The sequence below is a fragment of the Amaricoccus sp. genome, from assembly GCF_036846665.1.
GTDB lineage: Bacteria > Pseudomonadota > Alphaproteobacteria > Rhodobacterales > Rhodobacteraceae > Amaricoccus.
The window spans coordinates 1-12,994 of the sequence record NZ_DAIUBO010000105.1 but is presented as its reverse complement, the minus strand read 5'-3'; the positions used below and the strand labels follow the sequence as shown (position 1 = coordinate 12,994).

9 protein-coding genes are annotated in these 12,994 nt (G+C 67.2%); 7 read left to right on the top strand and 2 right to left on the bottom strand.

The features are described 5' to 3' along the window. From V7050_RS11600 to V7050_RS11590, 3 genes are all read left to right on the top strand, one after another. Positions 1–521 (top strand): ABC transporter ATP-binding protein (locus V7050_RS11600; protein ID WP_324410561.1); only part of this gene is annotated, 521 nt, incomplete at its 5' end. A 346-nt stretch (positions 522–867) separates the two neighbouring features. Further along, positions 868–2,589 (top strand): type I secretion system permease/ATPase, encoded by a 1,722-nt coding sequence (locus V7050_RS11595; protein WP_324365471.1) that lies wholly within the window; start codon positions 868–870, stop codon positions 2,587–2,589. Then, positions 2,586–3,896: an HlyD family type I secretion periplasmic adaptor subunit gene (locus tag V7050_RS11590; RefSeq protein ID WP_324365470.1), complete on the top strand. Its 1,311-nt coding sequence runs from the start codon at positions 2,586–2,588 to the stop codon at positions 3,894–3,896. The genes V7050_RS11595 and V7050_RS11590 overlap by 4 nt, the downstream gene beginning before the upstream one ends. Positions 3,897–4,026: 130 nt before the next feature. Here V7050_RS11590 and V7050_RS11585 read toward each other — a convergent pair whose 3' ends face one another. Next, on the bottom strand, positions 4,027–4,926 hold the full coding sequence (locus V7050_RS11585) for an NAD-dependent epimerase/dehydratase family protein (RefSeq protein WP_324365469.1): 900 nt from the start codon (positions 4,924–4,926) through the stop codon (positions 4,027–4,029). A gap of 183 nt (positions 4,927–5,109) precedes the next feature. On the opposite strand from V7050_RS11585, the gene V7050_RS11580 reads away from it, so the two are divergent. The 4 genes from V7050_RS11580 to V7050_RS11565 are packed head-to-tail and all read left to right on the top strand — an operon-like array spanning position 5,110 to position 11,343. Beyond that, a complete protein-coding gene (locus V7050_RS11580) occupies positions 5,110–6,081 on the top strand; it encodes a carbon-nitrogen hydrolase family protein (protein WP_324365468.1) in 972 nt (323 codons plus the stop codon). Between the two features lie 58 nt (positions 6,082–6,139). Beyond that, the gene (locus V7050_RS11575) at positions 6,140–8,887 is read left to right on the top strand and encodes an aminotransferase class I/II-fold pyridoxal phosphate-dependent enzyme (RefSeq protein ID WP_324365467.1); all 2,748 of its coding nucleotides are present in this window, start codon (positions 6,140–6,142) and stop codon (positions 8,885–8,887) included. After that, positions 8,884–10,359: a biotin carboxylase gene (locus tag V7050_RS11570; RefSeq protein ID WP_324365489.1), complete on the top strand. Its 1,476-nt coding sequence runs from the start codon at positions 8,884–8,886 to the stop codon at positions 10,357–10,359. The genes V7050_RS11575 and V7050_RS11570 overlap by 4 nt, the downstream gene beginning before the upstream one ends. A gap of 6 nt (positions 10,360–10,365) precedes the next feature. Then, entirely contained in the window at positions 10,366–11,343 is a 978-nt protein-coding gene (locus V7050_RS11565) for a C45 family peptidase (RefSeq protein WP_324365466.1), read from the top strand. A gap of 136 nt (positions 11,344–11,479) precedes the next feature. Here V7050_RS11565 and gabT read toward each other — a convergent pair whose 3' ends face one another. Next, positions 11,480–12,757, bottom strand: coding sequence for a 4-aminobutyrate--2-oxoglutarate transaminase (gene gabT / locus V7050_RS11560; RefSeq protein ID WP_324365465.1), 1,278 nt, complete (start codon positions 12,755–12,757; stop codon positions 11,480–11,482). Between the last annotated feature and the right edge of the window lie 237 nt (positions 12,758–12,994).

Here is a 12,994-nt window from a genome sequence, read left to right as displayed (position 1 = left end):
GCGCCCCCGAGGTCGTGGTGGCCGACGAGCCGGTCTCCGCCCTCGACGTCTCGGTCCAGGCGGCGGTCACCGACCTCCTGATGGACATCCAGCGGCGGAACCGCACCACGATGCTCTTCATCAGCCACGACCTGAGCATCGTGCGCTATCTGTCCGACCGGGTTATGGTGATGTATCTCGGCCATGTGGTCGAGATGGGCCCCACCGACAAGGTCTTCGACCCGCCCTACCATCCCTATACCGAGGCCCTGCTCTCGGCGGTGCCGATCGCCGACACCTCGGTCGTCAAGGAGCGAATCCTGCTCGAGGGCGACATTCCCTCCGCGGTCAACCCGCCGCCCGGCTGCCCGTTCCAGACCCGCTGCCCGCGCAAGGCGCAGGTCCCCGGCGATCTCTGCGAGACCGAGGTGCCGCCGATGCGCGAAATCTCCCCCGGCCATCAGATCAAATGCCATCTCTCCGCTGAGATCTTCGCCGCCATGCGGCCGGTGATCCGGCTCGCCGAACCGGAGGACGCCTGACAGGCCCCGCACCGCCTCCAAGGGGCACTCGCTTTGGAATCTCATCCTTTTCCGCACGACTGTCCCGGAGCAAACCGAGGGCAGCGCCCGGTGGTGCCTGGCCTCGGCGGGATTTTGACGCTGGCCTGCGCAGAACTCGGGCGGACGGGGTGACGTTGGCGAGAGCGATCGCTCCGCGCCCCCCTTGTGATCGCCGTCACTGCGCGGATGAGCGATTTTCTGCTAGTGTTCCGGAACCCGGTTGAGATGGACCGGCAAGGGTGATTGTTCCGCGGGGTTCCACAGAACCCGTCCGCATAGTATTCAACGCCCTGGGACGAGCGGCGCAGACGCTAGGAGACCGTGAATGAAACGCGCACCAACAGGTCCCGAGGCCGGGTTCGTCGGCATGTCCGGCCTTTTCTGGACCGTGGCGATCTTCAGCGTCTTCGTGAACCTGCTGATGCTCACCGGCTCGATCTACATGCTCCAGATCTACGACCGGGTGCTGCCAAGTCGCTCGGAGGAAACGCTTCTCGCCCTGACCCTCCTGATCGCGGCGCTCTTCGCGCTCATGGGCGTGCTCGACTATGCCCGCGGCCGCATCTCGGCGCGGATCGGCGCCGTCGCCCAGACGCGGCTCGACGGGCGCGTCTTCCGGGCCACCCTGCGGCGCTCGGTGCTGTCGAGCGAGCGGTCGCGCCCCGCGACCGGCCTCAAGGATCTCGAATCGGTCCAGCGACTCATGGCCTCGCCGGTGCTCTTCGCCGTCTTCGACATGCCCTGGGCGCCCGTCTTCATCGCCCTGATCTACAGCTTCCATCCCTGGCTCGGCCATCTCTCGCTGATCGGTGGCGCGATCCTCGTGGTGATCACGCTGCTGAACCAGTGGCTGACCCGCAAGCCCGAGGCCGAGGCGAACGCGGCGATGATGGACGGCGACGGCTTCGCCGAGACCATCCGCCAGCAGGGCGACATGATCCAGGCGCTCGGCATGCGCGGCGCCGTGCAGGCGCGCTGGCAGACCCTGCGCAATCGCGCGCTCGCGGCCCAGCTCACCTCCACCGACCGCGTCAGCCAGTTCTCGACGCTCTCCAAGACCTTCCGCTTCTTCCTTCAGTCGGCCGTGCTCGGGCTCGGCGCCTATCTCGTGCTCCAGGGCGAGATGAGCGCCGGCATGATGATCGCGGCCTCGATCCTGCTCGGCCGCGCGCTCGCGCCCGTCGAGCAGGCCATCGGCGGCTGGCCCCTGGTGCAGCGCGCCCGCCGCGGCTGGGCGCAGCTGAAGACCCTGCTCGAGCAGACACCGGACCTCGCGACGCCGACCGCCCTGCCCCGCCCGCGCGCCTTCGTCGACGTCAAGGAGATCACCGTCTTCCCGCCGGAGCAGCAGAAGGCGACGCTGCGCATGCTGAGCTTCCACGTCAGCCCCGGCCAGGCCCTCGGGGTGATCGGCCCCTCGGCCTCGGGCAAGTCCACCCTCGCGCGGGTCCTGACCGGCATCTGGCGCCCGGCCTCCGGGTCGGTGCGGCTCGACGGCGCGACGCTCGACCAGTACGAGCCCGACATCCTCGGCAGCTACATCGGCTATCTGCCGCAGGACGTGGTGCTTTTCGACGGCACGGTCGCCGAGAACATCGGCCGCCTCCTGCCCAATCCCGATCCCGCCGAAGTCGTGACCGCGGCCAGGAAGGCCGGCGCGCACGAGATGATCCTCAACCTGCCGCAGGGCTACGACACCTCGGTCTCCGCCGGCGGCGCCCGGCTCTCGGGCGGGCAGAAGCAGCGCATCGGCCTCGCCCGCGCCTTCTACGGCAATCCGCAGGTGCTGGTGCTCGACGAGCCCAATTCGAACCTCGACGCGGCCGGCCAGGATGCGCTCAACGAGGCCATCCGGCTTGCCAAGGCCGACGGGAAGCTCGTGATCATCATGGCGCACCGCCCGGCCGGCATCGCCGAATGCGACACCATCCTCATCCTCGACGGCGGCATCGCCAAGGCCTTCGGGCCGCGGGACGAGGTCCTCAAGGCCCATGTCCGGAACTACGCCCAGGTTGCGGGCCGGATCGCCCCGGAGGCACAGCAATGAGCGCCGATCCCAAGAACCGCTGGCACCTGCGCCGCTTCCTCTTCGTGGGCTATGTCGCGCTCTTCCTGCTCGTGGGCGGGCTCGGCGGCTGGGCGGCGGTCACCCGCATCGCCGGCGCGGTGATCGCGCCGGGCGCGCTCGAGGTCGAGGGCAACCGCCAGGTGATCCAGCATCCCACCGGTGGCGTCATCGAGGAGATCAACGCCCGCGACGGCGACGAGGTGACCGAGGGCGACGTCATCATCCGGCTCGACGGCCAGTCGCTCGTCTCCGAACTCGGGATCGTCGAGGGCCAGTGGTTCGAGATCCTCGCGCGCAAGAGCCGGCTCTCCGCCGAGCGCGACGGGATGGCCGAGATCGTCTTCGACCCCGAACTCGTGTCCCGCGCCGCCGATTCCCCGGAGATCGCCGCGCTGATGACCGCCCAGTCGCAGCAATTCGCGGCCCGCCGCAAGCTGCAGGCCGAGGAGCGCCAGCAGCTGCAGGAGCGCCAGACCCAGATCTCGCGCCAGATCGAGGGGCTCGAGGCCCTGCAAGCGGCCACCGTGTCGCAGATCGACCTGCTCAGCCAGGAGATCTCCGGCCAGGAGGAGTTGCTCCGCCAGGGCCTCACCCAGGTGACGCGCGTCCTGACCCCGCAGCGCGAACTCGCGCGGCTCCGGGGCACCGACGGCCAGGTCGAGGCGACCATCGCCGAGAACCGCGGCAAGATCGCCGAGATCGAGATCGAGCGGGTGCGGCTCGATTCCGCGATGCGCGAGGAGGCCATCTCGGAACTGCGCGACCTCGAATTCCGCGAGATCGAGCTGCGCGAGCGCCGCCGGGACCTGCTCGACCGCATCGAGAAGCTCGACCTCCGCGCCCCGGTGAGCGGCATCGTCTACGGCAGCACCGCCGACACGCTGCGCGGCGTGATCCGGCCGGCCGAGCCGGTGATGTACATCGTGCCGAAGGACATCCCGCTGATCGTGCGCAGCCGGATCGAGCCGATCCACATCGACCAGGTCTATGTGGGACAGGAGGCCAATCTGCGCTTCTCGGCCTTCGACGCCCGCACCACGCCGGAGGTCACCGGCCACGTGAAGTCGATCTCGGCGGATACCTACGAGGATCCGGACCTGCGGCAGCGCTACTACAAGGCCGAGATCCTCGTGGATGCCGACATGCGCGAGAAGCTCGGCGACGATCTGGTCCTGCTGCCCGGAATGCCGGTGGAGGCCTTCATCCGCACCCAGGACCGCAGCCCGCTCAGCTTCTTCATCCGCCCCTTCGCGACCTATTTCAACCGGGCCTTCCGCGAGGGATAGGCACCGCCTGTCCTGCCAGGCGTCTGCGCGCAAGCGCACCGTCCAGGGCCGACGCGGCCCGATCCGCGACCGTCAGTAAGGCTGACCCCCCTCGCCCGGCGACGCCCAATTCGGGTCTCGGGTCACCGCCTCAGGGCGTCACATATCTCCTCCAATCGTGCTCTTCCTCGAAGCCCAGCACCTCGCGGATCTTGCGGTTCGAGAAGACCGCCTCGCGCTCGCCCATCTCGCGGGTGACCGGCACGCCGCGGTAGAAGCGCTCGATCAGCTCCGCCGTGCTCATGTCCGTCGTCTGCGTGTCGTTCACCGCATTGAAGATCTGGAAGCCGAGCCCGTCCGCCCCGAGGCAGCGATCGACGATCTGGCCGAGGTCGCGCGCGTCCATATAGGCGAAGCTGTTGCGCCGGCGCGTCTCGGGCCGCGCGACGAAATCCGGGAAGCGGTCGTATTCCTGCGGCTCGATCACGTTGCCGATGCGCAACGCGTAGATGTCGAAGCCCGAGCGGCGCTGGAAGGCCCGCGCCGTGACCTCGTTGACCACCTTGGAGAGCGCATAGCTGTCCATGGGATCGACGTCGTAATCCTCCTCGAGCGGCAGATGCTTGGGATCCACCGTGCCGTCGGAGAAGCAGATCCCGTAGGTCGTCTCCGACGAGGCGAGCACGACCTTGCGGATCCCGAGCTTCACCGCCGCCTCGAGCACGTTGTAGGTGCCCAGGGCATTGACCCGGAAGGTCTCGTTGTCCGGATGCATCAGGATGCGCGGGATCGCCGCGAAATGCACCACGGCATCGAAGGGCGGGACGCCGGTGCCGGGCTCGAGCTCGTCGAAATCGGCGTAGCTGGTCATCACGTTGAACATCTGCCCGGAATCGGTGATGTCGGCGGTGATGTTGTCCACCTGCGGATGATCGAGCGGAACCCGGTCGACATTGACCACCCGGTGGCCCTTCGCGATCAGATAGGGCACCACATGCCGCCCGGCCTTGCCGGAGCCTCCCGTGAAGAGGATGCGCTTGCGCGAGTTCATGGCCAGATCCCCCGGACGATGGCTCCCGGCGACCACAGGCGCCGGCACAACCCCTGAGCTAGGCCCCACGACGCAAGGATGCAACGGTGGCTGCGGCGGCACTCCGGGAAAAGGCGCTGGCGCGCCGTCGCGCTTTCCGCATATCGTGAAGACAACCAAGAGTAATCGGGAGTTCCGCAGGCAATGACGCCTTTTGCCATCGCCGGCATCCAGATGCATGTCGCCGCGATCCATTCCAACCTCGAAGGCATGCGCCACCGGCTGGACGTGCTCATGACACGCTTTCCCTGGACGCAGATGGTGCTGTTCAGCGAACTCGCGCCTTTCGGCCCCCTGCCCCGCTTCGCCCAGCCCTTCCCCAACGACACGATCGAGCAATTCCGGAACGATGCGCGTCGCCACAAGGTCTGGCTGATCCCCGGCTCGATGTTCGAGAAGGCCGAGGACGGCCGCATCTACAACACCTCCGTCGTCATCGACCCTTCGGGCGAGATCGTCGCGACCTACCGCAAGATGTTTCCCTTCCGGCCCTATGAGGCCGAGATCGCCGCCGGCACCTCGTTCTGCGTCTTCGACGTGCCCGAGATCGGCCGGTTCGGGCTTTCGATCTGCTACGACATCTGGTTCCCGGAGACCACGCGCCAGCTGACCTCCCAGGGCGTCGAGGTGCTGCTCCACCCGGTGCTGACCGGCACCACCGACCGCGACGCCGAGCTCGCCATCGCGCGGGCGACGGCAGCCCAGTTCCAGTGCTATGTCTTCGACGTCAACGGCTTGTCGGCGGGCGGCGTCGGCCGGTCGCTCGTGGTCGACCCCGCCGCCACCGTGCTGCACCAATCCGCGGGCCAGGAGGACATGTTCCCCATCGAGATCGACCTCGACCAGGTCCGCCGCCAGCGCGAAACCGGGATGAAGGGGCTCGGCCAGGTCCTCAAGAGTTTCCGGGACCGCAGTTCGGATTTCTCCGTCTATGATCGCGCCAGCGGCACGGATGCCTATCTGCACACGCTCGGGCCGCTCGAGGCGCCGAAGCAGGGATCGCGCGCGGGCGTCCAGGGTCCGAGCCCGCAGGCCGCGCTGACCGAAGCCGAGGCGATGCGCCTCGGCGGCGTGAACGTGACGGCACTGGACGAAAAGCGGACCAGTCACGGCTGACCGGCCGCCCGCCGGCCGTGCCGCCGGGCATGGAACCAAGAACCAAAGGGGGGAAATCATGAGCGAAGGGCAGAAGGCGGCCGGTGGAGGACATTCGGTCAGCGACTATTACAGCGCCGCGCAGCTGCGCGCTGACCGCTGGAGCGCGTTGCGCGAGGCGACCGAATCGCTGCTGGTGAAAGGCGCCGAGGGGCGCGCCGGCGAGCGCCTCATCGCCGAGGCCCAGCGGCTCTTCGAGGCGCTCGCGCCGATCGAGGCCTATTGGGCCTTTCCCGGCCCGGCCGCCTTCGACCACCTGCGCTGGCTGCTCGAGCATCGCAACGTCGAGGATCTCGAATTCTCCGTGCGCCGGGTCGCCCGCGCCCTGACCTCCGGCGCCTACCGCCGCCGGAGCGTCCCGCTCGGCCGCGACGACGCCGAGGCCGAGGAGGTCGACGACGACATCGCCCTCGAGGCCCGCGCGCTGGGCAAGCCCTATTTCGAGGTGCTGATCGTCGACCGCATGACCGATCAGCAGCAGCGCTGGCTGCGCACGAGCCTGCAACGCATGCGCCGCGACGAGGACCAGTTCATCTACGAGGCGGTGATCGTCCCGAGCCTCGAGGATGCGCTGATCGCGATCCTCTTCAACCACAACATCCAGGCCGTCGTGGTACGCCCAGGACTGACGCTGAAATCCCGCATCACCCTCCCCATCCTGACCCGCTATCTCGGCAGCGTCAGCGGCGAGGAGGACGTGGATGCGCTGGCGCCCGGCGAATACGGCCCCGAGCTCTGCCGGCTCATCGCCAAGGTCCGTCCCGAGCTCGACGCCTATCTCATCACCGACCGCTCGGCCGAGGACATCGCCGGCCGCGACCTCGGGCGCTGCCGAAGGGTGTTCTACAACCAGGAGGATTTCCTGGAGCTGCATCTCAACATCCTTCGCGGCGTGAACCTGCGCTACAAGACCCCGTTCTTCACCGCGCTCAAGGAATATTCCAAGCAGCCAACCGGCGTCTTCCACGCCATGCCGATCAGCCGCGGCAAGTCGATCACCCGCAGCCACTGGATCCAGGACATGGGCGCCTTCTACGGCCCCAACATCTTCCTCGCGGAGACCTCCGCCACCTCCGGCGGCCTCGACAGCCTGCTCGAGCCGCGCGGGCCGATCAAGGAGGCGCAGGAAGCCGCCTCGCGCGCCTTCGGCTCCAAGCAGACCTTCTTCGCCACCAACGGCACCTCGACCTGCAACAAGATCGTCGTGCAAGCCCTTGTTCAACCAGGCGACATCGTGCTGGTGGACCGCGACTGCCACAAGTCGCACCATTACGGCATGGTGCTCTCGGGCGCCAATGTCGTCTATCTCGACAGCTATCCGCTCAACGAATACTCGATGTACGGCGCGGTGCCCCTGCGCGAGATCAAGCATCAGCTCCTGACGCTCAAGGCCGCGGGCAAGCTCGACCAGGTGCGCATGCTGCTCCTGACCAACTGCACCTTCGACGGGCTGGTCTACGATGTCGAGCGGGTGATGCAGGAATGCCTCGCGATCAAGCCCGACCTGATCTTCCTCTGGGACGAGGCATGGTTCGCCTTCGCGCGCTTCGCCCCGACCTATCGCCAGCGCACCGCGATGAACGCCGCGAACGTCCTGCGCCAGCTCCTGCGCTCGCCCGAGCATGCCAAGGCCTACGAGAAGCAGCAGGCCAAGCTCGAAGGCGCCGACGAGGCGACGCTCCTGAAGACCCGGCTGATCCCCGACCCCAGGGCGCGCGTGCGGGTCTATGCGACGCAATCGACCCACAAGACCCTGACTTCGCTGCGCCAGGGCTCGATGATCCACGTCAACGACCAGGACTTCAAGGGCGAGGTGGAGCAGGCCTTCCACGAGGCCTACATGACCCATACCTCGACCTCGCCCAACTACCAGATCATCGCCTCGCTCGACGTCGGCCGGCGCCAGGTCGAGCTCGAGGGCTTCGAATTCGTGCAGCGCCAGGTCGAGGCGGCGATGGCCATGCGCCGGGCGATCGCCTCGCACCCGCTGCTCAAGAAATACTTCCGCCTCCTGACCGCTGGCGACATGATCCCCGATCAGTTCCGCTCCAGCAAGCAGGCGAAGTACGACGACCCCGAAGCGGGCTGGAACGATATCTGGGACGTCTGGACCGGGGACGAATTCGTGCTCGACCCGACCCGGATCACGCTCGCGGTCGGGGGCACCGGCTGGGACGGCGACACCTTCAAGACCCGGATCCTGATGGACAAATACGGGATCCAGATCAACAAGACCTCGCGCAACTCCGTGCTCTTCATGACCAATATCGGCACCACGCGCTCCTCGGTCGCCTATCTGATCGAGGTGCTGGTGGAGATCGCGCGCGACCTCGACGACCTGCTGGACGACGCCTCCAAGATGGAGCGCATCGCCCATGAGCGCCGGGTCAAGAGCCTGATCGAGGACGTGCCCCCCCTGCCCGATTTCAGCCGCTTCCACGACGCCTTCCGCGCCAGCGCCGAGACCGCCGAGGGCGACATCCGCGCCGCCTTCTTCCTCGCCTATGACGAGGACAATTGCGACTATCTCGAATTCGACGACAGGCTGATGGCGGCGGTGGACGCGGGGCGCGAGCTGGTCTCCACCTCCTTCATCATCCCCTACCCGCCCGGCTTCCCCATCCTCGTGCCGGGCCAGGTGATCAGCCGGGAGATCCTCGCCTTCATGCGCGCGCTCGACGTGAGCGAGATCCACGGCTACCGCGCCGAGCTCGGCCTGCGGGTCTTCACCGACGAGGCGCTCGCGCGTCACGCCGCCACGCGATAGCCGAAAGGAGGAAACCGATGCCGAAGAAGACGCTCAAGAACATCTCCGAGATCCGGCGCTACTTCCACACCAACCAGAACCCGATCTATTTCGTCTCCGCCACCAACTTCAACCTGCTCGGGCTCGACGAATGGGTCAAGAATTTCAAGTACATCTGCTACATCGACTGCTTCGACGGGCAGCACCCGAACGTCATGATCCCCTCGGAGGTCCCCCATGACGAATTCCAGTCGATCGAGGACATCAACAACTACCTCCTCCAGCACAAGGAGGTGATCGACTACGTCGAGAAGCGCGGCGGCAAGAAGCCGAAATTCGTCTTCCTCATGTTCGACGAGAAGACCGAAAAGCTGGCCAGGGAGATCGGCGGCGAGGTCTGGTTCCCCAAGGCCAGGCTCCGCACGAAATGCGACAACAAGATCGAGACCGTGCGCATCGGCAACAAGGCGGGCGTTCCTTCCGTCCCCAACACGCTCTCGGAGGTCAGGAGCTACAAGCACCTGCGCGAGCTCTGCGAGAAGGCCGGGATCGGCCATGATCTCGTGCTGCAATCGGCCTTCGGCGATTCCGGCCACACCACCTTCTTCATCAAGTCCGAGGCGGATTTCCGCAAGCACGAGCACGAGATCGTCGGCGAGGGCGAGATCAAGATCATGAAGCGCATCGATTGCCGCGGCTCGGCGATCGAGGCCTGCGCAACCCGGCAGGGCACCATCGTCGGCCCGCTGATGACCGAGCTGGTCGGCTTCAGGGAGCTCACCCCCTATCGCGGCGGCTGGTGCGGCAACGAAATCTTCGCCACCGCCTTCCCGCCCAAGACCCGGCAGAAGGCGCGCGAGCTCACCTTCAAGTTCGGCGAGCAGCTGCGCAAGGAAGGCTACCGCGGTTATTTCGAGCTCGATTTCCTCATCGACAAGAAGACCGGCGACATCTGGCTGGGCGAGCTCAATCCCCGCATCACCGGCGCCTCGTCGATGACCAACCACGCCGCCTTCGCCCATGCCGACGCGCCGCTCTTCCTCTTCCATCTGCTGGAATTCAGCGGCAAGGACTTCGAGCTCGACGTCGAGGCGCTCAATGCCCGCTGGGCCGATCCGGACATGATCGACAGCTGGTCGCAGATGGTCATCAAGCACACCGAGGACACCGTCGACATCATCACCGCTGCCCCGCCCTCGGGCATCTACCGCATGCTCGACGACGGGCGCGTGGTCTTCGACCGCTTCGACTATCACCGCCGCGCCGTGGAGAGCGAGCGGGAAGCCTTCTTCCTGCGCATCCAGAAGCCCGGCGACTATCGCTACGAGGGCGCCGATCTCGGGATCCTGGTGACCCGCGGCCGGTCCATGACCAATGCCTTTGCGCTCACCGACCGCTCCAAGAAATGGATCGACGGGATCAAGAACGCCTTCTCGGCCCGGCCGCTGCCGTCGGCCCAGGCACTGGCCGAACCGGCGTTCAAGATCATGTAGGCGGCGATGTATCTGGACTTCCGCGCGATCTCGGAGTCCGAACCCGGCCCGAAATGGGCCGGGCTCTTCGCCGAGCATTGGCCGGCCTATCGCCGCTGGTGGGCCCGCGAGGGGCTCGCCGCCCGGCCGACCTATCTCGAATGCCGCCGCGAGCTGCGCCGGCAGATGCCCGAGCTCGCGCCGCTCTACGAGGATCTCTGCGATCTCGCGGGCGGCGGCGACGAGGCGGCGCGGTTCCTCAGCTTCTACTGCCCCCCGCCCTATCTCTCGGCCTGCAGCCAGGCGATCTGGCCCGGCGAGGAGCCGCTTCTGGTCCGCAACTACGATTACAGCCCCAGCGCCTTCGATGCGATCGTGATGCGATCCGACTGGCTCGGCCGTTCGGTGATGGGGGTCAGCGACGGGCTATGGGGCCTCGTCGACGGCGTGAACGACGCCGGCCTCGCGGTCTCGCTCACCTTCGGCGGGCGGCGCGAGGTGGGTGACGGCTTCGGCGTGCCGCTGATCCTGCGCTACGTGCTGCAGACCTGCTCGACCGCGGCGGAGGCGGGGCGCGCGCTGGCGCGCATCCGCTGCCACATGAGCTACAACGTCACCGTGCTCGATGCCTCGCGCGCCTATCTCACCGCCTATCTCGCGCCCGATCGCGCCGCCGTCATCAGCCATGCCGCGGTCGCGACCAACCATCAGGAGCGGGTGGAATGGTCCAGCCATGCCCGCTTCACCGCCACCGTGGAGCGCGAGCGCTACCTGCTGCAGCGCCTGACCCTGCATGTCGAGCCCCAGGAGCGCTTCATCGGCGCCTTCCTGCGCCCGCCGCTCTATTCGACCGCCTTTGCGGCCGGCTTCGGCACTCTCTACACCGCCGCCTATCGCCCGGCCTCGGGCGCGATGGCCCTGCACTGGCCCGGCGCGGTCTGGCCCCACCGCCTCGACGCCTTCGCGGAAGGACACCAGCGCATCCTGGCGCCACCCGCCGCCTGAATGATGCGGAGACCGTGCCGCGCAGGATCGGGGCGCTTCAACGCGTTAACACTTTTATCGTTTTATTTCAAATGGTTACAGCCTGTCCCCATGGGGACAGACCGCAGATCGGTATGAATCGCGACCCCTCGGGGCCTCAGGCGGCCCGCTTCAGCGCCGATTCCAGCAGCGCGAGACCCTCGTCGAGCTGCGCGTCGCTCATCGTCAGGGGCGGCAGCAGGCGCAGCACGTTGCCGTAGAAGCCGCAGGTCAGCACGATCAGCCCGTGCTCGAGCGCCTTCGCCGCCACCGCCTTCGTCGTGTCCGCGTCGGGATCGTTGCCCCCGCGCTCCCTGACGATCTCGAAGGCCACCATGGCGCCGAGCCCGCGCACGTCGCCGATCGGATGGCTGTCGTTGGCCCGCTTGAAGCCCTCGATCCGCTCCAGCATCCGCTTGCCGAGCGCATCGGCCCGCGCGCAGAGCCCCTCCTCCGCGATCACGTCGAGCACCGCCAGGGCGGCCGCGCAGGAGACCGGATTGCCGCCATAGGTGCCGCCGAGGCCCCCCGGATCCGGCGCATCCATGATCGCCCGCTTGCCGATGACCCCCGAGATCGGAAAGCCGCCGCCGAGCGCCTTGGCAACCGGAATCAGATCCGGCTCGATCCCGTAGTGCTCGATGGCGAAGACCTTGCCGGTCCGCGCGAAGCCCGACTGCACCTCGTCGGCGACCAGCACGATGCCATGGGCGTCGCAGATCTCGCGCAGCCGCGTCATGAAGCCCTGCGGCGTGATGTAGAAGCCGCCCTCGCCCTGCACCGGCTCGATCACGATCGCCGCGGTCTGGTCCGGCGCACAATCGGACTTGAAGATGAAATCCAGCGCCTTGAGCGCCTCCGCCTCGCTGACCCCGTGATGCGGGATCGGGAAGGGGCAGTGATAGACCCCCGCCGGCATCGGCCCGAACTTGGTCTTGTAGGGCGCCACCTTGCCGGTCATCGCCATGGTCATCATGGTCCGGCCGTGGAAGGCGCCGGTGAAGGTGATCACGCCCGGCCGCCCGGTATGGGCCCGGGCGATCTTGACCGCGTTCTCGGTGGCCTCCGCCCCGGTGGTGAAGAAGATCGACTTGGCATCCGCGATCGGCGCCAGCGCGTTCAACCTCTCCGCGAGTTCCACATAGACGTCATAGGCGGTGACCTGGAAGCAGGTATGGGTGAAGCGTTTCATCTGCGCCTCGGCCGCGGCGATGACCTTCGGATGCCGGTGGCCGGTGTTCGTTACCGCGATCCCGGAGGCGAAATCGACGAATCGCCGCCCCTCGGCATCCCAGATCGCACCGTTCTCCGCCCGGTCGGCGAAGACCGGCGCAAAGGTTGCGATGCCGCGCGGCACGGCATTCTGGCGGCGGGCGAGGAGGGCGGCGTTCGTCATGGCGTCAACTCGTCTGTCTGATCCGGGGAACCGGCGAAACCGCACCGCGCTCCCGAGCATGTCTTTGCGGCGTCGCAACGTGCCTCCGGACAGGATTCCGCCTTCCCTAGGCGGGGTCTCGCGGGACTGCAGCAGAGCGGGTGCCGGGTGATTCCGGAAACGGAACGCTTCCGACTTTCGATTGGAGCGGGCGATGAGATTCGAACTCACGACCCTAACCTTGGCAAGGTTATGCTC